The organism is Pseudomonas proteolytica, assembly GCF_007858275.1.
In the GTDB taxonomy this organism is placed as follows: domain Bacteria; phylum Pseudomonadota; class Gammaproteobacteria; order Pseudomonadales; family Pseudomonadaceae; genus Aquipseudomonas; species Aquipseudomonas proteolytica.
The window spans coordinates 1-20,264 of sequence record NZ_VFEV01000067.1; the positions used below are offsets into that span (position 1 = coordinate 1).

The 20,264-nt window shown below is 60.0% G+C and carries 21 protein-coding genes; 17 read left to right on the forward strand and 4 right to left on the reverse strand.

Features of this window, described 5'->3' with window-relative positions; translation table 11 throughout:
* The 14 genes from FIV38_RS28940 to FIV38_RS29005 form a co-directional block, all read left to right on the forward strand.
* The coding region (locus tag FIV38_RS28940) for an electron transfer flavoprotein subunit beta/FixA family protein (RefSeq protein ID WP_146492595.1) at positions 1 to 540 on the forward strand (540 nt) is incomplete at its 5' end.
* A 2-nt stretch (positions 541 to 542) separates the two neighbouring features.
* Positions 543 to 1,472 (forward strand): electron transfer flavoprotein subunit alpha/FixB family protein, encoded by a 930-nt coding sequence (locus FIV38_RS28945; RefSeq protein WP_092237558.1) that lies wholly within the window; start codon positions 543 to 545, stop codon positions 1,470 to 1,472.
* An 80-nt stretch (positions 1,473 to 1,552) separates the two neighbouring features.
* Positions 1,553 to 2,368: a substrate-binding periplasmic protein gene (locus FIV38_RS28950; protein ID WP_092237555.1), complete on the forward strand. Its 816-nt coding sequence runs from the start codon at positions 1,553 to 1,555 to the stop codon at positions 2,366 to 2,368.
* A gap of 9 nt (positions 2,369 to 2,377) precedes the next feature.
* Positions 2,378 to 2,734 carry a DUF4398 domain-containing protein gene (locus FIV38_RS28955; RefSeq protein ID WP_029299652.1) on the forward strand — a complete coding sequence of 119 codons (357 nt, stop codon included), beginning with the start codon at positions 2,378 to 2,380 and terminating at the stop codon, positions 2,732 to 2,734.
* The gene (locus FIV38_RS28960; protein WP_029299651.1) at positions 2,731 to 3,534 is read left to right on the forward strand and encodes an OmpA family protein; all 804 of its coding nucleotides are present in this window, start codon (positions 2,731 to 2,733) and stop codon (positions 3,532 to 3,534) included. The genes FIV38_RS28955 and FIV38_RS28960 overlap by 4 nt, the downstream gene beginning before the upstream one ends.
* Before the next feature lie 305 nt (positions 3,535 to 3,839).
* Positions 3,840 to 5,279: an aminotransferase-like domain-containing protein gene (locus FIV38_RS28965; protein ID WP_029299649.1), complete on the forward strand. Its 1,440-nt coding sequence runs from the start codon at positions 3,840 to 3,842 to the stop codon at positions 5,277 to 5,279.
* Positions 5,280 to 5,383: 104 nt separating this feature from the next.
* Entirely contained in the window at positions 5,384 to 5,872 is a 489-nt protein-coding gene (locus tag FIV38_RS28970) for a hypothetical protein (RefSeq protein ID WP_029299647.1), read from the forward strand.
* A 161-nt stretch (positions 5,873 to 6,033) separates the two neighbouring features.
* Complete coding sequence (locus FIV38_RS28975) at positions 6,034 to 6,288, forward strand: YkgJ family cysteine cluster protein (protein ID WP_092237552.1); 255 nt, start codon at positions 6,034 to 6,036, stop codon at positions 6,286 to 6,288.
* A gap of 41 nt (positions 6,289 to 6,329) precedes the next feature.
* The gene (locus tag FIV38_RS28980) at positions 6,330 to 6,938 is read left to right on the forward strand and encodes an START domain-containing protein (protein WP_092237549.1); all 609 of its coding nucleotides are present in this window, start codon (positions 6,330 to 6,332) and stop codon (positions 6,936 to 6,938) included.
* 102 nt (positions 6,939 to 7,040) lie between these two features.
* Positions 7,041 to 7,277, forward strand: coding sequence for a hypothetical protein (locus FIV38_RS28985; RefSeq protein WP_029299643.1), 237 nt, complete (start codon positions 7,041 to 7,043; stop codon positions 7,275 to 7,277).
* A 211-nt stretch (positions 7,278 to 7,488) separates the two neighbouring features.
* On the forward strand, positions 7,489 to 7,830 hold the full coding sequence (locus FIV38_RS28990; protein ID WP_029299641.1) for a ribonuclease E inhibitor RraB: 342 nt from the start codon (positions 7,489 to 7,491) through the stop codon (positions 7,828 to 7,830).
* A 462-nt stretch (positions 7,831 to 8,292) separates the two neighbouring features.
* Positions 8,293 to 9,702: a circularly permuted type 2 ATP-grasp protein gene (locus FIV38_RS28995; protein WP_092237546.1), complete on the forward strand. Its 1,410-nt coding sequence runs from the start codon at positions 8,293 to 8,295 to the stop codon at positions 9,700 to 9,702.
* Between the two features lie 4 nt (positions 9,703 to 9,706).
* Positions 9,707 to 10,657 (forward strand): alpha-E domain-containing protein, encoded by a 951-nt coding sequence (locus FIV38_RS29000; protein ID WP_029299637.1) that lies wholly within the window; start codon positions 9,707 to 9,709, stop codon positions 10,655 to 10,657.
* Positions 10,654 to 11,457 carry a transglutaminase family protein gene (locus FIV38_RS29005; RefSeq protein WP_029299635.1) on the forward strand — a complete coding sequence of 268 codons (804 nt, stop codon included), beginning with the start codon at positions 10,654 to 10,656 and terminating at the stop codon, positions 11,455 to 11,457. Before FIV38_RS29000 ends, FIV38_RS29005 begins: the two co-directional genes overlap by 4 nt.
* Positions 11,458 to 11,669: 212 nt before the next feature.
* On the opposite strand, the gene FIV38_RS29010 is transcribed toward FIV38_RS29005, so the two are convergent.
* Positions 11,670 to 12,479, reverse strand: a complete 810-nt coding sequence (locus FIV38_RS29010; RefSeq protein ID WP_092238415.1) for a c-type cytochrome — start codon at positions 12,477 to 12,479, stop codon at positions 11,670 to 11,672.
* Between the two features lie 687 nt (positions 12,480 to 13,166).
* Here FIV38_RS29010 and FIV38_RS29015 point away from each other — a divergent pair.
* From FIV38_RS29015 to FIV38_RS29025, 3 genes are all read left to right on the forward strand, one after another.
* Complete coding sequence (locus FIV38_RS29015) at positions 13,167 to 14,372, forward strand: acetyl-CoA C-acetyltransferase (RefSeq protein WP_092237544.1); 1,206 nt, start codon at positions 13,167 to 13,169, stop codon at positions 14,370 to 14,372.
* Positions 14,373 to 14,388: 16 nt separating this feature from the next.
* Entirely contained in the window at positions 14,389 to 16,533 is a 2,145-nt protein-coding gene (locus tag FIV38_RS29020; protein WP_092237541.1) for a 3-hydroxyacyl-CoA dehydrogenase NAD-binding domain-containing protein, read from the forward strand.
* 186 nt (positions 16,534 to 16,719) lie between these two features.
* Complete coding sequence (locus tag FIV38_RS29025) at positions 16,720 to 17,442, forward strand: amidotransferase (RefSeq protein ID WP_092237537.1); 723 nt, start codon at positions 16,720 to 16,722, stop codon at positions 17,440 to 17,442.
* 24 nt (positions 17,443 to 17,466) lie between these two features.
* Here FIV38_RS29025 and FIV38_RS29030 read toward each other — a convergent pair whose 3' ends face one another.
* The 3 genes from FIV38_RS29030 to FIV38_RS29040 all read right to left on the reverse strand — a co-directional run bounded on the left by FIV38_RS29030 (position 17,467) and on the right by FIV38_RS29040 (position 20,157).
* On the reverse strand, positions 17,467 to 18,438 hold the full coding sequence (locus FIV38_RS29030; RefSeq protein ID WP_092237534.1) for a magnesium and cobalt transport protein CorA: 972 nt from the start codon (positions 18,436 to 18,438) through the stop codon (positions 17,467 to 17,469).
* Positions 18,439 to 18,528: 90 nt separating this feature from the next.
* The gene (locus FIV38_RS29035; protein ID WP_092237531.1) at positions 18,529 to 19,251 is read right to left on the reverse strand and encodes a 1-acylglycerol-3-phosphate O-acyltransferase; all 723 of its coding nucleotides are present in this window, start codon (positions 19,249 to 19,251) and stop codon (positions 18,529 to 18,531) included.
* Positions 19,252 to 19,467: 216 nt separating this feature from the next.
* Positions 19,468 to 20,157, reverse strand: a complete 690-nt coding sequence (locus FIV38_RS29040; protein ID WP_092237528.1) for a crotonase/enoyl-CoA hydratase family protein — start codon at positions 20,155 to 20,157, stop codon at positions 19,468 to 19,470.
* Between the last annotated feature and the right edge of the window lie 107 nt (positions 20,158 to 20,264).

The window sequence follows — 20,264 nt, forward strand, 5'->3', positions numbered from 1 at the left end:
CAGTTGCGTACTGCTCTGGCGCTGGGTGCTGATCGCGCCGTACTCGTCGAATCCGCTGAAGAACTGACCTCGCTGGCCGTTGCCAAGCTGCTCAAGGCCGTTGTCGACAAGGAACAGCCGCAACTGGTGATCCTTGGCAAACAGGCCATCGACAGTGACAACAACCAGACTGGCCAGATGCTGGCTGCACTGACCGGTTACGGCCAGGGCACCTTCGCTTCCAAAGTCGAAGTCAGCGGCGACAGCGTTGCCGTGACCCGCGAAATCGACGGCGGCGCGCAGACGGTTTCCTTGAAACTGCCGGCCATCGTCACCACCGACCTGCGTTTGAACGAGCCGCGTTATGCGTCCCTGCCAAACATCATGAAAGCCAAGAAAAAGCCTCTCGAAGTGCTGACTCCGGATGCTTTGGGCGTTTCCACTGCCTCCACCAACAAGACCGTTAAAGTCGAAGCGCCAGCTGCACGCAGCGCGGGTATCAAGGTCAAGTCGGTGGCTGAACTGGTCGAGAAACTGAAAAACGAAGCGAAGGTAATCTAACAATGACTATCTTGGTAATCGCAGAACACGACAACAAGGTGCTGGCCCCGGCCACCCTGAACACCGTTGCTGCTGCCGCCAAAATCGGTGGCGACATCCACGTACTGGTCGCTGGTCAAGGCGCTGGCGCCGTGGCTGAAGCCGCAGCAAAAGTCGCGGGCGTGAGCAAAGTACTGCTGGCCGATAACGCTGCCTACGCGCACCAACTGCCGGAAAACGTTGCCCCTCTGGTTGCAGAGCTAGGAACTGGCTACAGCCACATCCTGGCTGCCGCCACCTCCAACGGCAAAAACATCCTGCCACGGGTTGCTGCGCAGCTGGACGTTGACCAGATCTCCGAGATCGTTTCGGTCGAAAGCGCCGACACCTTCAAGCGCCCTATCTACGCCGGTAACGCCATTGCCACCGTGCAATCGACTGCTGCCGTCAAAGTCATCACCGTGCGTGCCACCGGTTTCGACCCAGTTGCCGCCGAAGGTGGTTCGGCTGCCGTTGAAGCAGTTGCTGCTGCCCACGATGCTGGCACTTCCAGCTTTGTTGGCGAAGAGCTGGCCAAGTCGGACCGCCCTGAGCTGACCGCTGCCAAGATCGTCGTTTCCGGCGGGCGTGGCATGCAGAACGGTGACAACTTCAAGCACCTGTACGCCCTGGCCGACAAGCTGGGCGCGGCAGTCGGCGCTTCGCGCGCGGCGGTCGACGCAGGCTTCGTACCCAACGATATGCAGGTCGGCCAGACCGGCAAGATCGTGGCGCCACAGCTGTACATCGCCGTCGGTATCTCCGGCGCGATCCAGCATTTGGCCGGTATGAAGGATTCCAAAGTGATCGTTGCGATCAACAAGGACGAAGAAGCACCGATCTTCCAGGTGGCTGATTACGGCCTGGTGGCGGACTTGTTCGAAGCCGTACCTGAGTTGGAGAAGCTGGTCTAAACCAGCCGCTTCACTTATAAAGAGCCCGGTCTTATGACCGGGCTTTTTTTTGCATGCCACTTTTGATCGGGAACCACGCCATGGAACTGCGTCGCTGGACTGTACTGCTGGGCCTGTCACTGCTGCCGACCTTGTCTATCGCAGCCGGCAAATGCGAGCGCCTGGTGGTGACCGGCAGCCCGGATGCACCGCCCTATCTGTGGCGTGATCCGCAAGACCCCACCCACCTGATCGGCGCCAATGCTGATGTGTTGCAACAAGTGGCCAAGGAATTGGGGCTGAAAATCGACCTGCTGTATGGCGGCAAGCGCTCCCTGGCCCTTGAGGAAGTACGCAGCGGGCGCATGGACATGCTGGTCGATGCGCCGTTGAGTGTCAGCGAACTGGAGACCCTGGACTACATCCATCCGGCACTGATACAGGCCGATTATCGGGTGTGGACCCGCATCGACTCGCCCCTGGTCTATAGCAGTGCAGCAGACCTGCATGGCCACAAGGGCGCGGTCTCGGAGCGGGCGCGCCTGTCCCCGGAATTTGAAGCCTTTGCCAGTGAACACCTGACCCTGGAACGCCTGCCAACCGTGACCCCGGCCTTGCAGAAGCTGCTGCTTGGTGAAGTGGACTACGTGCTGGCCGGACGATACTCCGGCATGGCCATGGCCCAGACCTTGGGCATGAGCAAAGACCTGCTGGCCCGTGAACTGCCGATTGATCAGCCGGGGTTGTTCCTGGCGATTTCCCACAACTCGGCCTGCAATGATCCGTGGTTGCGCGGACAGCTCGCCAAAAAGATGACAGAATTGGCCGCGTCCGGTCTGACGGAAGCCGCGTTGCAGCGCAATATCGAACGCTGGAAGACGCAGTTGCAGCAACCCGTCGGTACCCCAACAAAGTAGGGATTTTTAGTGACTATTCGACCTCTTTTCGCCGCCCTCGCCGTAGTAACGCTGGCGGGCTGTGCCGCAGATCCTGCGCCGAATGAGCAAATGCGCCTGACCCAGCAAGCCCTGGAGCAAGCCGCCGCCGTGGGGGCCGTCGCTGACGACGTGCCTGAGTTGAAACTCGCCGAGACGAAGCTGGCCCAGGCCAAGGCCGACATGGCTGACGAATCCTACAAGGACGCCCGCATGCAGGCTGAACAGGCCGAACTCGACGCCCGCCTGGCCGAGGCGCGGGTGCTGACGCAAAAGAGTCAGGAACAGTTGAATGTCCTCAACACCCGTATCACCCGCCTGCGCAAGCAACTGGGAGATGCCCAATGAACCGCCTGACATATGGGCTGCTATTGAGCAGTTTGGTGCTGGCAGGCTGTGCCAGCCATCCCAATAGCGACACCGTGTTGCAGCAGGCGGGCAGTGATTTCCAGAAGGTCAAGGAAGACTCCAATGTATTGCGCATTGCGCCCAAGGACGTGATCCGCGCCGGTGAGTCCCTGGCCCGCGCCGACCGTCTGTCCAGCTACTGGGGCAGCGGTGGCGACGTCGTGCATTACGCCTACCTGAGCCAGCGCTACAGCGCCATCGCCCGGGAGCACACCGAGCTGGTGCTCAACGAAGAACGTGCGGCCAAGCTCGAGCTGGAACGTCAACGCCTGCAACTGGCGCTGCGCGAGGCCAAGTTGTTGAGCGTGCAGCAGCAGGGCAAGTGGCTGGAGGAGCAGATCGCCAGCCTGACCACCACCCAGACCGATCGTGGCCTGGTAATGACCTTGGGCGACGTACTGTTCGACACCGGCCAGGCGGAGCTGAAAAACTCCGCCAACCGTACAGTGCTGAAGATCGTGCAATTCCTGCAACTGAACCCCAAGCGGGTGGTGCGGATCGAGGGCTATACCGACAGTACCGGCGGCGAGCAGGAAAACCTCAAACTGTCCCGTGACCGTGCACAGGCCGTGGCGGACGTACTGGTCGACCTGGGGATTGATGAAAAACGCATCCAGGTGGAAGGCTATGGCGATCAGTACCCGGTGGAAGCGAATGCCTCCGAGCGAGGTCGTGCGCAGAACCGGCGTGTGGAAATCGTCTTCTCCGATGACAAGGGCCAACTCGGCGCTGCGCGCTGAGCCAGGGCGCGTGCGGTGGATGTGGGAGCTGGCTTGCCTGCGATAGCATCGGCGCGGTCCATCTGAACACTCGCATCGCCAGCATCGCAGGCAAGCCAGCGCCTACAGGGTATGTGGCGCGCCCGCTATAGAACCCGATCCTTGATCGGGTTTTTCATGCCCGCAATTCAGTTCTCAACCCATACAGTTTTTTCTATCACTGCCGCTCGTCCTCGACTATTGTGGCAACTGTCCCCGTACACTTCTAAACTGTGCCGGTATGTTTCACACAAAAATAAAATACCCGTGAAATCGAGTGCTGCGTCATGACCAATCTCTTGCTTTACCAACGTATCGCCCAGCAGTTGGCTGAGGATATCCGGCGCGGTGTCTATCAACCGGGTGAGCGCGTGCCATCGGTGCGCAAGATGAGCTCCCAGCTCAATGTCAGTCATGCCACAGTGTTACAGGCCTACGCCAACCTTGAAGACCAAGGGTTGATCCGTGCGCGGCCGCAGTCCGGGTATTACGTGCACCAGACGCCGGCCCTGACCGCCCCGACGCCGGATATCGCTCGGGTCGAGCGCCCGGGCCTGGTCACTCGCAGCAGTATCATCCAACAGGTCCTGGTTGAATCTCGTCGCGAAGGGGTGTTCCCGCTGGGTGCCGCTGTTCCCAGTGTCGATTACCTACCGGTGCGGGCGCTGCACCAGCAACTGGCCAAGGTCACGCGCTTTCAGAGCCCACGGGCGTTCAGCTATATGTTCAGCCCGGGCTTCGAGCCGCTGCGGCGCCAGGTCGCGATTCGTATGCGCGATGCCGGAGTGGTGGTCGATCCGTCCGAAGTGGTGATCACCCACGGATGTGTCGATGCATTGCAGATGTCCTTGCGGGTGCTGACCCGCCCCGGCGACCTGATCGCCGCTGAATCACCGACCTATTACGGGCTGCTGCAACTGGCCGACCTGCTTGGCCTCAAAGTCATCGAGATTCCCAGCGACCCGGCCACCGGCATGAGCCTGGAAGCCCTGCAGTTGGCGGCCAACCAGTGGTCGATCAAGGCCCTGGTGTTGACCACCCGCCTGAGTAATCCCCTGGGCGGCACCATGCCCGAAGAACGGCAGAAACAACTGCTGCGCCTGGCCTCTGACTTCGATATCCAGATCGTCGAAGACGATATCTACGGCGAGTTGATGTTCGAACTGGGCCGCACCAAAGCCCTCAAGGCCTATGACCGCCTGGATCGGGTGATCTACTGCTCCAGTTTCTCCAAGACCCTGTCCCCGGGCGTGCGTATCGGCTGGATGATTGCCGGCAAATACCAGCAGGAGATCCAGCGCCTGCAGATGTTCAGCACGCATTCGGCGTGCAGCGTCACGCAGATGGGGGTGGCGGCGTATCTGGAGAACGGCGGTTACGACCGCCACCTGCGCTACATTCGCCAGGAGTACCGCAAGAATCTCAGTGCCTTCCAGTTGGCGGTGCAGCAGTATTTCCCGGAAGGCACGCAGATGAGCCGGCCGACGGGCGGCTTTATCCTGTGGGTCAGCCTGCCGGGCAGGGTCAATACCCAGGAGCTACACGTGCGCGCCTTGCAGCAGGGCATCAGCATTGCGCCGGGGCTGATCTTCAGCAATACCGAACAGTTCAACCACTGTATTCGGCTCAATTGCGGCACGCCGTGGAATCGCGAGGCGGAGCGCGCCCTGATGACCCTGGGCATGCTGGCCAACCAGTTATGCCAAGAGGCTGCGGGTGGTTTTTGAAGCGCCAAAACGGGGCATGAACGGTAGCTGGCTAATCACCGCGCTTGTCATGCCGCGCTCAACAAGCGAGCATATGGCCTTCTGCCGTTAATGCTGTTGGCGATATGACCTCTATTTTTCCTGCCGCGCTGTTGATCTGTCTGGCGAGCCTGTGCAGCACCACGTCTGTACTGGCAGCGCCTGCCAGTGCGCCAGTGGTGCTGGCAGCCGCCGAACAAAAGCCGACGCCGGCTAAAAAAACGGTCCAGGCAAAACAAGCCGCCGCGGCCAAAAAAGCGGCGAAGGTGAAGAAGCGCGCACCCATCGCGAGCAAGTCCAAGTCGGCGCGTGAAGTAGCGCAGACCCAACTGCCACCAGCGCGTTTGGACCTCAGCCTACCCCAGGAAATGGTGCGGCATTTGCAACCCCTCGGCACCATGCCGCAACCCAAGAACGTCCCTTTGTTACCGCCCATGTTCGATGAGAAACCGGTGGATAACAGCGCATTCCAGATTAACGGGCGCTTGCTGAGCAACGAAATGCAACTGCAAATGCGCAATGAAGAGCGACGCGATGTGGAAGGCGCGGCCCTGGATTTTGAGTTCAAGAATTAATCTTGCCTGCCAAAGTGACCTGATCCCCTAACCTTCTGTCGCAGACTGGTCAGTCACTTTTGTTTTCTGCGAAAAACCCCTGTTAGACCATTTTAAAACGGATGTTTTAGGGCGTACTCTAGCCCGGCCATCAACACTTTGTCGTCGAGGACCTGCTGGTCATGAAATGCCGTGAAGGCTGTGGCGCCTGCTGTATAGCCCCTTCCATCAGTTCGCCGTTGCCCGGTATGCCCAATGGCAAACCCGCGGGCGAACGCTGCCTGCATCTGTCGGTCGAACAGCTGTGCCAATTGTTTGGCCTGCCTGAACGGCCCGCGGTGTGCGGTGCCTTCGCGGCGGATATTGAGGTCTGTGGTACTAGCCAGGAAGAAGCGATCAGGTTGATCGGCTGGTGGGAGCAGATGACGGCGGCGTAGTGGGCTTTAATGTCAGAACTTCAACAATAAGGAATACAACAATGGGTTCGCTGAAACGAATGGCTGTGTTGTGCGGTTTTACGGTGTTGTTTGCGGCTGCCGCACAGGCAGAAGAATGGCAGGTTGCCAAGGACGAGGAAGGTATCAAGGTTGCCTTGAGTGAAGTGGCCGGGTCCAAATACAAGGCTTATCGCGGCGTGACTGTGATCAAGGCGCCATTGGCCAAGATCAAGGCCCTGCAGGACGATGTAGTCGGTGCCTGTAAGTGGATTCACGAATGCAAGTCGCAGAAGCTGCTCAAGAAGGAAGGCGACAAGAGCTGGACCTACACCCAATTCAAAGCCCCGTTCCCCGTCACCGATCGTGACTCGATCCTGGAAATCACCACGACCCAGGCCGCCGACGGCAGCGTGACCCGCAAGTTGCTGGAAGTGCCCACCTATCTGCCGGAAGAGAAAGGCTATGTGCGTGTCGCGCAGGTCGAGGGCTTTTGGAAACTGGTGCCTAAAGGCGCCGACCAGACTGAAGTGACCTACCAGGTCCACACCGAGCCTGGTGGCAGCGTGCCGTCCTGGTTGGCCAACAAGTTCGTGGTTGACGCGCCCTTCAATACCTTGAAAGCCCTCAAGGAACGCGCCGAGAAGCCTTAAGCGCAGCCGAGCAGTGCCTCCAGCCTTGAGTGGAACGATCATCGCGCCCTCAAGGTCCAGATAGATGTGAGCCCATCCATGGGCTTTATCGAGGAGGCACTGATGCAAAACTGGCAAGTTACCTTCGTTGATGATCACGGTGTGCAGTCCGTAGAGCAGTTCAGCTGCGCGCAGAAGCCCAGCCTCGAAGACGCCGCACAGATGATTCGCGCCAAATTGCTGCCCATCCCCGCTCAACTGGACCTCAACGACCTGGACGGCCGGATCGCCGAACCGACGGTCAAAAGCCTGAAGGACCAGAACAGTATCCAGATCCTCGACATTTCTCCCGCCCCCTGAACATTCCCTGTACGTCGTTAAAGCGCTGCTGGTGGAGCTGATAGCTTCGCGCTACTCTGCAAGAGAGATCAGCGAATGAATCGCTAAGGTCTGGTCTTGTCAGCTACATGCTTGTTTTCCTGCGGTGATGTCATTGCCGTCCACCTGCGCCGTTCACGCGCAGGCCCTGGGAAGCACGGAAAGTCTATCCATCGGTTGAGGAGGACGTTTCATGAGCACAGCCTATCAAGAAGACATCAGCACCCACGTGTTACGCCGCATGAAAGAGGGCGGCTTTGACTTCTCGCGTTTCCACCCCATCGAGTTCTACGCCATTTTTCCGGATGAGGAACGTGCGCGCCGGGCTGCGGGTCGGTTTCGTGGGGAGTCCATCAATGCCCAGGTCAGCGCACGGGATGACGGTGCCTGGTTCCTGGAATTGAGCAAGGTCATGTTCGCCACCTATGACGGTATCGGTGATTTCGAGCAGGACTTTGAGGCGGTAGTCGAGCCCTTGGGCGGGATTATCGAAGGGTGGGGCGTCAAGCACGAGGTTCGTGGGTTACCCATGTAGACACATGATCAATAACGCAGCGTATCGGCTGACCCTTGGGTCGGCCGATTTTGTTTGTGGCGGTGCAAAGTGCCGGGAACTAAATATGAAAAAACCGGCACAAAAAAAAGGCCACCGGAGCAGGGTGGCCAAAAGGGAAGATCGGTGAGAAGGGGAACCGATCAGTATTTGCACAGGCAAATTACCGACGGTGCTGTGGAGATGCTGTAGGACGAATCCTGTTCAGCGAATGTGCGGGATTATCCGCAGGCATTCCCCGGCAGTGAAATCAACTCTGACTATGCTGGTGATAGGCAATGCCTGCGTCTCTATGAAGCGTGCGGGGCGAGGCCCGGGCATTTGCTGCACCAGGACGGTGCGGCGCTGCCTTTGACTATATCCAACTGATTGATACTTAAGTGTTTATGCCGCTGGCACGGGCCTTGCGACAGTCCGTTGCGTCCGGGTGACAAGGAGTTCGGCATGATCCGCACTTATTACGATGAAATGTACGATGAGGCCGGCCAGGTCCGGCCTCACTATCGCGAGTTCGCCCGCTGGCTGGCTGAAACCCCGCCCGAACTGCTGGCCCAGCGCCGGCGTGAAGCCGATTTGCTGTTTCACCGCGCCGGTATCACCTTCACCCTGTACGGCGACGAGCAGGGCACCGAGCGCCTGATTCCCTTCGATACCATCCCGCGCAGCATTCCCGCCAGCGAATGGAGAGTGGTCGAACGCGGCTGCATTCAGCGGGTCAAGGCATTGAACCTGTTCCTTGCCGACCTGTATCACGACCAACGGATTATCAAGGCCGGGATCATTCCGGCCGAGCAAGTGCTGGCCAACGAGCAATACCAACTGGCGATGCAGGGCCTGGATTTGCACCGTGATATCTATTCCCACGTCTCGGGTGTCGATCTCGTACGGGATGGCGACGGCAGCTACTACGTGCTGGAAGACAACCTGCGCACCCCCAGCGGTGTGAGTTACATGCTCGAAGACCGCAAGATGATGATGCGCCTGTTCCCCGAACTGTTCGCGGCCCAGCGCATCGCCCCGATCGATCATTACCCCAACCTGTTGCTCGACACCCTGAAAAGCGCCAGCCCGCTGGAGAACCCCAGCGTGGTCGTGCTGACGCCTGGGCGATTCAACAGCGCGTTTTTCGAACATGCCTTCCTCGCCCGGGAAATGGGTGTGGAACTGGTGGAAGGCGCCGATCTGTTCGTGCGTGATGACTGCGTGTTCATGCGTACCACTGACGGTCCCAAGGCGGTGGACGTGATCTACCGTCGCCTCGACGATGCCTACCTCGACCCGCTGGCCTTCAACCCGGAGTCGATGCTCGGCGTGCCGGGGCTGTTGGCCGCCTACCGTTCGGGCAACGTGGTGCTGGCCAATGCCATTGGCACCGGGGTGGCGGATGACAAGTCGGTGTATCCCTTCGTCACCGACATGATCCGTTTTTACCTGGATGAAGAGCCGATCCTCAAGAACGTTCCGACGTTCCAATGCCGCAAGCCTGACGAGCTTTCCCACGTCCTGGCAAATCTGCCGGCGTTGGTGGTCAAGGAGACCCAAGGTTCCGGTGGCTACGGCATGCTGGTCGGCCCGGCCGCCACGGCCGCCGAGATCGAAGCCTTCCGTGCGCGGATCAAAGCCAAGCCCCATGCCTACATCGCCCAACCGACCCTGTGCCTGTCGACGTGCCCGACCTTTGTCGAAAACGGCATTGCGCCCCGGCATATCGACCTGCGGCCGTTCGTCCTGTCTGGCAAGGAAACCCGCGTAGTACCGGGGGGGCTGACCCGTGTGGCGCTGCGCGAAGGCTCGCTGGTGGTCAACTCGTCCCAGGGCGGCGGCACCAAAGACACCTGGGTGGTCGAGGAATAAAACCATGTTGAGCAGAACTGCCTCGGATTTGTATTGGATGTCACGCTATCTGGAGCGCGCGGAAAACCTCGCGCGCATGCTGGATGTCAGCTATTCGCTGTCACTGATGCCCCAGGATGGGCGCGGCGATGGCTTGCACGAACTGGCCATGCCCCTGCTGATCACCGGCACCCTGGACGACTACCGCGAGCGTCACGGCGAGTTACACGCCGAGCGCCTGCTGCATTTCTTCGCCCTGGACGCCGCCAACCCGGCGAGCATCTACAGTTGCCTGGGGGCGGCCCGCGCCAGTGCCCATGCCGTGCGTGGGCGGATTACCGCGGACATGTGGGAAAACATCAACGCCACCTGGCTGGATATTCGCGTCATCGCCCAGGAAGGCCTGAGCCGTTATGGCATGAGCCGTTTCTGCGAGTGGGTCAAGGAACGTTCCCACCTGTTTCGCGGCGCGACCTACGGCACCATCATGCGCAATGACGCCTTTCGTTTTATTCGCCTAGGCACCTTTATCGAAAGGGCCGACAACACCCTGCGCCTGTTGGACGCCCGCTACGAGATGGCCGGGGACCAGGCGGAAGTGGTGATTGATGGCACCGCCCATGCCTATTACCAATGGAGTGCGCTGCTGCGCGCCTTGTCGTCATTCGAGGCCTACACCGAGATCTACCGTGATGCGCCCGGTGCTCGCCAGGTGGCCGAACTGTTACTGCTGCGCGCCGACGTGCCGCGTTCTTTGCGCGCGTGCAGTGAAGAAATCGACCAGATTCTTGCCAGCCTGCCTGGCATCAATGGCCGCCCGGCCCAGCGCCTGGCTGCCGAGATGGACGCACGCCTGCGCTTTACGGCCATTGACGAAATCCTCGAGGAAGGCCTGCACGCCTGGCTGACCGATTTCATTCCACTGGTACGCCAGTTGGGTAACGCCATTCATCATTCCTACCTGGAGGCGGCATGAGACTTTCCATCAGCCACGAAACCACCTACCGCTACGAAGACCAGGTGCGCGCCAGCATCCAATATTTGCGCCTGACGCCTCACGACAGCGAGCGCCAGCATGTACTCAGTTGGCAGCTCGATTTGCCGCGTCCGGTGCGGGCCCAGTTGGACCCGTTCGGCAATATCCTGCATGTGCTGACCATGGATGAGCCCCATGAATCGATCATCATCGGTGCTCGCGGCCAGGTGGATATTGACGAGTGGCGCGAGGCCGAACATGACAGCCAATCGCCATTTCCCTACCAGCGTGCCACGCGCCTGACCGAACCGGACGAGGCCCTGCGCGCCTTTGCCCAACAGCACTGCGGCAAGCGCCGGGATCGCAATGCACTGATCGACCTGATGCACGCCCTCAACCAGCACATCGTCTATGTGCCGGGAGCCACGCAAGTGGAGACCTGTGCGGCCGAGGCGTTCGCCGGGCGTGCGGGTGTTTGCCAGGACCACGCCCACGCCTTCCTGGCCTGCGCCCGCAGCCTGGGGATCGCTACGCGGTATGTGTCGGGGTATTTGTACAGCGAGGACAGCGAGCACCTGGCCAGCCATGCCTGGGCTGAAGCCTGGCTGGATGACGCCTGGTACAGCTTCGATGTGACCAACCAACTGGCCCGCCCGGAGCGCCATTTGAAACTGGCCGTGGGCCTGGATTACCTCGACGCCTGCCCGGTGCGCGGCATGCGGCGTGGCGGCGGGCATGAGCAGATGCACGCACGGGTATTCGTGGCGCCGACCCCGGTGATCCTGGTGCAGCAGCAATAATCCCGCCGCCTCCTACAGGACATCGGTATTTACACAACTTTCAGACACTGACGAACTCCCCTGTGGCGAGCGGGCTCGCCCCGCGCTGGGCTGCGAAGCAGCCCCAAAACCAGCCGCTACGGAGTATCTGATACACCGCATCTCCCGCCCGCCACAACAGCCCTCTCTGCCAGGATTTATGCGCTGCGGCAAAATTGTGTAGATGCCGATGCCTACAGGGACGTGTCGGTTTTGCGAGCGGCCATATGCTTCAAATACCCCACCAGCAGGTCCAGTTCGGCATCAGGCAACACGCTGGCGGCAAACGCCGGCATCTTCGCCTGCGGCCAATGCCTCAGGCTCTGGGGATCGCGGATGTAGCGTTTGAGGAAGTCGCTACCGAAGTACTCGGTCGGGCTGTAGGGCATATTCAGGTCCGGCCCTACCTGCGCGTCCCCCGCGCCATTTAGACGATGGCAGGCCAGGCAGTTTTTCTGAAACAGGGCGAACCCCTGGTTGATCGGATCATCCGCCGCCAGAGCCGGGTCGGGCAGCAGCGCCGGGAAGCGTTCGGCAACGGTTTTCAGTTGTTTGATCGTCGAGATCTGGAAGGGCCATTGTTCCGGGCTGATCCCGCTCGCCTGGGGCTGGGTCCACACCAGATAGAACGGGCCGGCGCTGGGCTTGCCATTGGCCAAGGGTGGCCAGGGCCGGGCTGGATCTTCAACCGCCAGCCACGCCTGCGCGCCGCTTTGCGCAAGCAGCGGCGCGGCGGCCAGTTCGGCGGCAAAACCATCGAGCGCCACCGCCTGCACATGGTTCTGCACGGTCAGGCCCGGTAAGAGTGCGGCCATCGGTACGGCGCGATAGGTCATATTGCGCTTGTAGGAAACGTCATCGACGATCTGCACGGTCTGCGCAGCCGGATGCTTGAGCAGCTCGGCGGTGTGCCAGGTGGTGCGGCTGTGATCCAGCTCGATGGTTAACTCGGCGGCGCTGGCGGGGCCGACCAGGACCAGTAGTAGCACAATGATTTGTTTCAAGGCGCAGCCCATGTGGCAATGGCGATACGGGCTACGATAGCGGAAAACCGCCGCTCAACTGTATGCAAAAAAAGACAGCCCCAGCCACGGGAGCGCTTTACGCGGTTGCCCGGGCGGTGCTGCCAAAGGCTGCAATGTCGAGGTGTGACCTGCCTGCTCAGCCAATGATCTTGGTGAGATTGGGCAAAATCAGAATCAGAGTAGTGGCGAAGAGAATTAGCCCCGCCTGGCGAACTTTCGATTGTTTGAACATGGCTGACTGCCTTTTGTTGTTATTCCTGAGCGTCAAATGCGCCGATGCAAGCACCATCCATTCGTTACGTTAAGCCGACTAGATGGCATTTTTCTTACAGCTGCTCCAGCAAGACCCGGCAGCAGCTTCATACACTTCTTACTGATTCAACCTTAGAGCCCATGTGCGGCGTGGCTTAGATCGCTTTCATATCAAGTTATATTTAAATCCTTTTAAAAGGGTATGAGGCATATAGCCATCTTCGCGCCAGGCCCTTGGCTAGACAGCTAAAACGATTAACCCGGTGTTTCCGACAGTCCGCTACCGTTCGTCTGAGCGCGGTCGTCAAGGTCAATGAGCGCATTGGTCATTGAATCTGCCCTCGTGGCGCTTAAGGTAAGGGCACGGTCGGCTCTCGCCTTGAGAGCTCCATTGCACAGTGGTTCGAGGACGTCATGACCCAAGCTTTGATCTTTGATGCGATACGCACGCCCCGGGGCAAAGGCAAGGCCGATGGCGCGTTGCATAGCGTCAAGCCGGTGAACCTGGTGGCCGGCTTGCTCACCGCTCTGCAGCAGCGCAGCGACCTGGATACCCGCCAAGTGGATGACATCGTGCTTGGCTGCGTTACGCCAGTCGGGGACCAGGGCGCGGATATCGCCAAGACCGCCGCGCTGGTGGCCGACTGGGATGTGAGCGTCGCCGGTGTGCAGGTCAACCGCTTCTGCGCGTCGGGCCTGGAGGCGGTCAACCTCGGCGCGATGAAGGTGCGCTCCGGCTTCGAGGACCTGGTGGTGGTGGGCGGTGTCGAGTCCATGTCGCGCGTGCCCATGGGCAGCGACGGCGGGGCCTGGGTGTTGGACCCGCAGACCAATATGCACAGCCACTTCACGCCCCAGGGGATTGGCGCCGACCTGATCGCCACCCTGGAGGGTTTCACCCGCGAGAATGTCGATGCTTATGCCTTGCACTCCCAGCAGAAAGCGGCGCGGGCCAGATCAGACGGTTCCTTCAAGAAATCCCTGGTCCCAGTGCAGGACCAGAACGGTATCGTGCTGCTGGAGCACGACGAATTCATCCGTGGCGATTCGACCCTCGAAGGGTTGGGCAAGCTCAAGCCCAGCTTCGAAATGATGGGCCAGATGGGTTTCGATGCCACTGCCCTGCGGGTCTACAGCCATGTCGAGCGCATCCACCATGTGCACACACCGGGTAACAGCTCCGGAATTGTCGATGGCGCGGCCTTGATGTTGATCGGCTCCGAAGCCCGGGGCCGCGAACTGGGCCTGCAACCGCGGGCGCGCATTGTCGCCACGGCGGTGACCAGCACCGATCCGACCATCATGCTCACCGGCCCAGCGCCCGCCACCCGCAAGGCCCTGGCCAAGGCCGGCCTGCGAGTCGAGGACATTGACCTATTTGAAGTCAATGAGGCCTTTGCCTCGGTGGTGCTCAAGTTCATCAAGGACATGGGCATCGACGCCGCCCGCGTCAACGTCAATGGCGGTTCGATTGCCATGGGCCACCCGCTGGGGGCCACGGGCTGCGCGATCCTCGGCACCTTGCTCGATGAACTGGAGGCGCGCCAGCAGCGCTACGGCCTGGCCACGCTCTGTGTGGGCGGCGGCATGGGTATCGCCACCATTATCGAACGCCTCTGAGCCTAAGGAATCTGTCATGACCGATGCCATTCGTTACGAAAAAGGCCAGGACCAGATCGTGGTGCTGACCCTCGACATGCCTGGCCAGAGTGCCAACACCATGAACGCGGACTACCGCGAGGCCATGGCCGCCACTGTTGCGCGGCTGGAGGCTGATAAGGATGAGATCGCCGGGGTCATCATCACCTCGGCGAAAAAAACCTTCTTTGCCGGCGGCGACCTCAATGAACTGATCAAAGTCGACAAGCCGCACGCCAAGGCGTTCTACGACATGGTCCTGGGCCTGAAGGCGCAATTGCGCAGCCTGGAAACCCTCGGCAAACCGGTAGTGGCCGCGATCAACGGCGCAGCCCTTGGCGGTGGCTGGGAGCTGTGCCTGGCGTGCCAGCATCGGGTGGCGCTGGATCATCCTGGCGTACAGATCGGCTTGCCGGAAGTGACCCTCGGTCTGCTGCCGGGCGGCGGCGGAGTAGTACGCATGGTGCGCATGCTGGGCCTGGAGAAGGCCTTGCCGTATTTGCTCGAAGGCAAGAAGGTCAGCGCGCAAAAGGCCTTGCAAGCGGGCTTGATCGACGAGTTGGCGGCAGACCGTGATGAGCTGCTGGCCAAATCCCGGGCCTGGATCCTGGCCAATCCTGCGGCCAGGCAACCTTGGGATATCAAGGGCCACCAGATCCCCGGCGGCACGCCGTCCAACCCAAAAGTTGCGCAGATGCTTGCCATTGCACCGTCGATCCTGCGCAGCAAAACCAATGGTTGCTTCCCAGCGCCGGAGAAAATTCTCTGTGCTGCCGTGGAAGGCGCCCAAGTGGACTTCGACACCGCGCACCTGATCGAGACCCGCTACTTCACTGAACTCACCACCGGCCAGGTGGCGAAGAACATGATCGGCACCTTCTGGTTCCAGCTTAACCAGATCAACGCCGGTGGCTCACGGCCTGCGGGGTTTGCGCCGTATGTCACGCGCAAGGTCGGCATCCTCGGTGCCGGCATGATGGGCGCAGGGATTGCCTACACCAGCGCATCGGCGGGGGTGGACGTGGTGCTCAAGGATGTGACGCTGGCGGCGGCAGAGAAGGGCAAGGCCCATTCGGCGGAGCTACTGGACAAGAAAGTCAGCCGTGGGCAACTGACGGCTGAGCAGCGCGACAGCACCCTGGCGCGGATCCATCCGACAGACAGCGACGCTGACCTGGCCGGTTGCGACCTGATCATCGAAGCGGTATTCGAAGACCGCGACCTCAAGGCCAAGGTCTCGGCGGCGGCCCAGCGTGTGGTGGGGGGCGAGGCGGTGATTGCTTCCAATACCTCCACCTTGCCCATCAGCGGCCTGGCGAGCGCGGTGCCTGATCAAGGCAAGTTTATTGGCCTGCACTTCTTCAGCCCGGTGGAAAAAATGCCGCTGGTGGAAATCATCAAGGGCGCCAATACCAGCGATGAAACCCTGGCCCGCGGTTTTGATTTCGTACTGCAAATCAAGAAAACCCCGATTGCGGTGAATGACAGCCGTGGCTTCTTCACCTCGCGGGTGTTTGGTACTTTCACCAACGAAGGCATCACCTTGCTTGGCGAAGGCGTGGCTGCGCCGATGATCGAGACTGAGGCGCGCAAGGCCGGGATGCCGATTGGCCCGCTGGCAATCTCTGACGAAGTTTCCCTCAGCCTGATGAGCCATATCCGCCAGCAGACAGCCAAGGATCTGCAGGCCGAAGGCAAGGCACTGCCCGAGCATCCGGCCTTTGCGGTGATCGACCTGTTGCTCAATGAGTACAAGCGCCCAGGCAAGGCGGCGGGTGGTGGCTTCTACGAGTACCCCAGTGGTGGCCAGAAATACCTGTGGCCGGAGCTCAAGGTGCGCTTTGAAAAACCCGGCCAGCAGATTTCGGCGCAAGACGTGCGCGACCGCCTGCTGTTTATCCAGGCTATCGAAACGGTACGGTGTGTGGAGGAGGGCGTATTGATGTCCACCGCCGATGCCAACATCGGTTCGATCTTCGGCATCGGCTTTGCCGCCTGGACCGGCGGGGCGTTGCAGTTTATCAACCAGTACGGGCTGAACGACTTCGTAGCGCGGGCGCGTTACCTGGCCGAGCAATACGGCGAGCGGTTCAACCCGCCGGCCTTGCTGCTGGAAAAGGCCGCCCAAGGCACCACGTTCTAGCCACACACCGATCCCCGTAGGAGCCGGCTTGCCGGCGATGGCGATCTTGAATTCCACGTTGAACTCAAGGGCCTCATCGCCGGCAAGCCGGTTCCTACAGGGCGTGGGTGGGGCTTGCCTTGAAAGGGTATTTCAGGGCAGGCTGGTGGGTGTGCGTTATTCCCATCACCGTGTCAGGTATTTTTTATGTCGCTACGCGTCTGCATTCTGGAAACCGATATCCTGCGTCCGGAACTGGTCGATCAATATCAAGGTTACGGGCAGATGTTCCAGCGCCTGTTTTCACAGCAGCCGATTGCCGCCGAGTTCATCGTCTACAACGTGATGCAAGGTGACTACCCGGATGACAGCGAGGTGTTCGATGCCTACCTGGTGACGGGCAGCAAGGCGGATTCCTTCGCCACCGACCCGTGGATCGAAACCCTCAAGGCCTACCTGCTGAACCGCTACGAGCGAGGCGACAAGCTGCTCGGCATCTGCTTCGGCCATCAACTGCTGGCGCTGCTGCTGGGCGGCAAGAGCGAGCGCGCGAGCCAGGGTTGGGGCGTGGGCACCCACAACTATCAACTGGCCGCCAAGGCTCCGTGGATGAGCCCGGTGATGGAAGAACTGACCCTGTTGATCAGCCATCAGGACCAGGTCACGGCATTGCCGGAAAACGCCACGGTGATCGCTTCCAGCGATTTCTGCCCGTTTGCGGCTTATCACATCAATGACCAGGTGCTGTGCTTCCAGGGGCATCCGGAGTTTATCCACGACTACTCCCGGGCCTTGCTCGATATTCGCCAGCTCAACCTTGGCGAGCAGATCTATCAGCAAGGCGTCGCCAGCCTTGCCCGCGACCACCACGGCGTCACCGTGGCGGAATGGATGATGCGCTTTGTGGCCCACAAGCCGCAGGTTGCCTGACGCCGGCCTGCCGGGGTGGTCAGGCTACAGCCACCCCGAACGCTTGAAGCTGGCCCACAAGCCTGTGCACCCCACCGCGATAAATCCCAATACCGCAAAATAGCCGTAGTGCCATTGCAGCTCCGGCATGTTCTGGAAGTTCATCCCATAGATCCCGGCCACTGCCGTGGGGAACGCGAGGATCGCCGCCCAGGCCGCAAACTTGCGCTGCACCACGCTCTGGCGCGAGGCTTCGAGCAGCACGCCGATCTCGATGGTCTGGCTGGCGATGTCACGCAGGGTCGAAAGGTCTTCCATCTGCCGTGTGACGTGGATCTCTACGTCACGGAAGTACGGGCGCATGTTCTTGTCGATAAACGGGAAGCTCAGCTTCTGCAGTTCCTCGCTGATCTCTACCATCGGCGCCACGTGCCGGCGCAGCCGCAGTACGTCACGGCGCAGGCCGTGCAGGTTCTGGATATCGCGCTCATTGAGGGAGTTGCACAACACGTTGTGCTCCAGCGCATCGATCTCGGCGTGAATCGCCTCGCTCACGGGCTGGTAGTTTTCGGTGACAAAATCCAACAGCGCATAGAGTACGAAATCTTCCCCGTGCTCCAGCAAGAGCGGCCGTGCCTCACAGCGCTGGCGCACATAGCCATAGGACGCCGAGTGGCCGTTGCGGGCGGTGATGATATAGCCGTTGCCGGCGAAGATATGGGTCTCGATAAACTCCAGCTTGCCCTCGTGGCGCACCGGCGAGTAGGTCACGATAAACAGCGCGTCGCCAAAGGTCTCCAGCTTCGGCCGGCTGTGTTTTTCCAGGGCGTCTTCGATGGCCAGTTCATGCAGGTTGAACTGGCGTTGCAGGTTGGCCAGCTCCTGGGCGTCGGGCTCTTCCAGGCCGATCCACACAAAGTGACCGGGCTTGGCCGCCCAGGCGGCGCCTTCATCGAGGGTGATATCCCTGACTTTTTCCCCGGCGCTATAGACGGCCGCCGCAACAACTCTACCCATAATGCTGATCGCTTCTTTACAAGTGGCAGTAACCGGCCAGCTTAGCCTGAAACACCACATTGTAGGAGCCGGCTTGCCAGCTCCTACGATTCAGCGGTTTTGCAGTTCTTGATCCATGGCTTCAATACACTCGACCATCTGCCCCCGGCACTTCTCCATCAGCCCGGGCATGTCATCCATCGTCAAACCAGTCGTAGGAATTGGCGCCAATGACCGGATCAAAATATCGCCACTGTTCCAGCGATTGAGCTTCATCTGCTTCACATAGGTACTGACACACACCGGCACAATCGGCACCCCGGCGGCAATCGCCATCTGGAACGCGCCCTTCTTGAACGGCAACAAAGATTCACCCAGGTTGCGGGTGCCCTCCGGAAACACCCAGATCGACGTGTCCTCGTGTTGCAGGGTACGAGTGGTGGACAACATCGACCGTCGCGCCTTCTGGGCATTGCCACGGTCAATCAACACATTGCCCGCCAGCCAGAACAGTTGCCCGAACAGCGGCACCCACTTCAGGCTTTTTTTGCCGATACACACGGTGCGGTAGGGCACTACGTTGCCGAACACGAACAAATCGTAGTTGGACTGGTGGTTGGCAATAATCACGCAGCTGCTGGGCTTGTTGCGCAGCGAGTCCACTTGCGCCTTGACCCGCAGCCGCAGGATCCACATGGCCGGCAGTGCATAGAGGCGCGCGCACAGGCGGCTGTTATCCGGGTTGAACGGCCGGCACACACCCAGCAACACCCCCAGAACACCGGCGATCAGAAAATGCAGGCCCATCAATAACATGCGTAAAAAATAGAGCATCGACACGGACCATCGGGACAAAAGGTGGCGCAGTGTACGGACGTGCACTGTATTCGGCAATTACCCCTGTAGAGGTAGGAGATGGGCGATGTTTAAGTACATGTTTCAACAGATTGAGACAGATGCCATCTAGAGCGGTTGCAAGGCAATTCTGAATGGCACATAAGAAAAAGCCCGACACGTGGTCGGGCTTTATTTGATACAGGCGTGGGTGACTCAGCCCAGATGCTCCTGGTCCTGGATGATCGCGTTATCCAGCAGGTCCAACAGGCCTTTACGCACCTTCAGCTTGGTGTGCTTGTGAGCGTTCATATTGATCTTCTTCAACTGCCGCGCTGCTTCCAGGGCCGCCGCGTGCAACTCCTCTGGCGCTACCACCTTGTCGAGGAAACCGGCATTCAATGCCTCCTGCGGGGTGAACATTTCGGCATTGATCACCGAACGATTAAACGCCGACTTACGCAGGCGATCACGTGCCAATTCAATGCCAGCGTGGTGCATGGTCATGCCGATCATGACTTCATTCAGGCCAATGCTAAATGGCCCCTCGACACCAATCCGGTAATCGGCCGACAACAACAGGAACGCCCCCTTGGCCACCGCATGCCCTGGGCACGCCACAATCACCGGGAAGGGGTGCGACAACAGACGGCGCGCCAGGGTCGAGCCCGACGTCACCAGGCTGACCGCTTCTTTAGGGCCGGCCGTCATCACCTTCAAATCATAACCACCGGACAGAATCCCCGGCGTACCGGTGATGATCACCACCGCGCGATCCTTCTCGGCCTGGTCCAGCGCTTCATTAAACGCACTGACCACGGCAGGGGAAATGGCATTGACCTTACCGTTGCTCAAGGTCAGGGTCGCGATACCGTCTTCGAGGTGGTAGGCAATCAGATCATTCATGCGGATATCCTTTTGTTGTTTATGTTCTTAACCCATTGAATTCATTGGGCTAGGTTTGATTTTCCGTTTTGGATTACGTCCTTGTCCGATTGCACAATGTCCACATA

What these genes read in the sequence shown, in the direction of transcription:
- FIV38_RS29020 (WP_092237541.1), top strand. Translation starts at nt 14,389, where the DNA reads ATGACCGATGCCATTCGTTACGAAAAAGGCCAGGACCAGATCGTGGTG.
- FIV38_RS28985 (WP_029299643.1), top strand. Translation starts at nt 7,041, where the DNA reads ATGCAAAACTGGCAAGTTACCTTCGTTGATGATCACGGTGTGCAGTCC.
- FIV38_RS28970 (WP_029299647.1), top strand. Translation starts at nt 5,384, where the DNA reads ATGACCTCTATTTTTCCTGCCGCGCTGTTGATCTGTCTGGCGAGCCTG.
- FIV38_RS29000 (WP_029299637.1), top strand. Translation starts at nt 9,707, where the DNA reads ATGTTGAGCAGAACTGCCTCGGATTTGTATTGGATGTCACGCTATCTG.
- FIV38_RS29030 (WP_092237534.1), bottom strand. Translation starts at nt 18,438, where the DNA reads ATGGGTAGAGTTGTTGCGGCGGCCGTCTATAGCGCCGGGGAAAAAGTC.
- FIV38_RS28965 (WP_029299649.1), top strand. Translation starts at nt 3,840, where the DNA reads ATGACCAATCTCTTGCTTTACCAACGTATCGCCCAGCAGTTGGCTGAG.
- FIV38_RS29015 (WP_092237544.1), top strand. Translation starts at nt 13,167, where the DNA reads ATGACCCAAGCTTTGATCTTTGATGCGATACGCACGCCCCGGGGCAAA.
- FIV38_RS28945 (WP_092237558.1), top strand. Translation starts at nt 543, where the DNA reads ATGACTATCTTGGTAATCGCAGAACACGACAACAAGGTGCTGGCCCCG.
- FIV38_RS28990 (WP_029299641.1), top strand. Translation starts at nt 7,489, where the DNA reads ATGAGCACAGCCTATCAAGAAGACATCAGCACCCACGTGTTACGCCGC.
- FIV38_RS28950 (WP_092237555.1), top strand. Translation starts at nt 1,553, where the DNA reads ATGGAACTGCGTCGCTGGACTGTACTGCTGGGCCTGTCACTGCTGCCG.
- FIV38_RS28980 (WP_092237549.1), top strand. Translation starts at nt 6,330, where the DNA reads ATGGGTTCGCTGAAACGAATGGCTGTGTTGTGCGGTTTTACGGTGTTG.
- FIV38_RS28960 (WP_029299651.1), top strand. Translation starts at nt 2,731, where the DNA reads ATGAACCGCCTGACATATGGGCTGCTATTGAGCAGTTTGGTGCTGGCA.
- FIV38_RS29025 (WP_092237537.1), top strand. Translation starts at nt 16,720, where the DNA reads ATGTCGCTACGCGTCTGCATTCTGGAAACCGATATCCTGCGTCCGGAA.
- FIV38_RS29040 (WP_092237528.1), bottom strand. Translation starts at nt 20,157, where the DNA reads ATGAATGATCTGATTGCCTACCACCTCGAAGACGGTATCGCGACCCTG.
- FIV38_RS29005 (WP_029299635.1), top strand. Translation starts at nt 10,654, where the DNA reads ATGAGACTTTCCATCAGCCACGAAACCACCTACCGCTACGAAGACCAG.
- FIV38_RS29035 (WP_092237531.1), bottom strand. Translation starts at nt 19,251, where the DNA reads ATGCTCTATTTTTTACGCATGTTATTGATGGGCCTGCATTTTCTGATC.
- FIV38_RS28975 (WP_092237552.1), top strand. Translation starts at nt 6,034, where the DNA reads ATGAAATGCCGTGAAGGCTGTGGCGCCTGCTGTATAGCCCCTTCCATC.
- FIV38_RS28995 (WP_092237546.1), top strand. Translation starts at nt 8,293, where the DNA reads ATGATCCGCACTTATTACGATGAAATGTACGATGAGGCCGGCCAGGTC.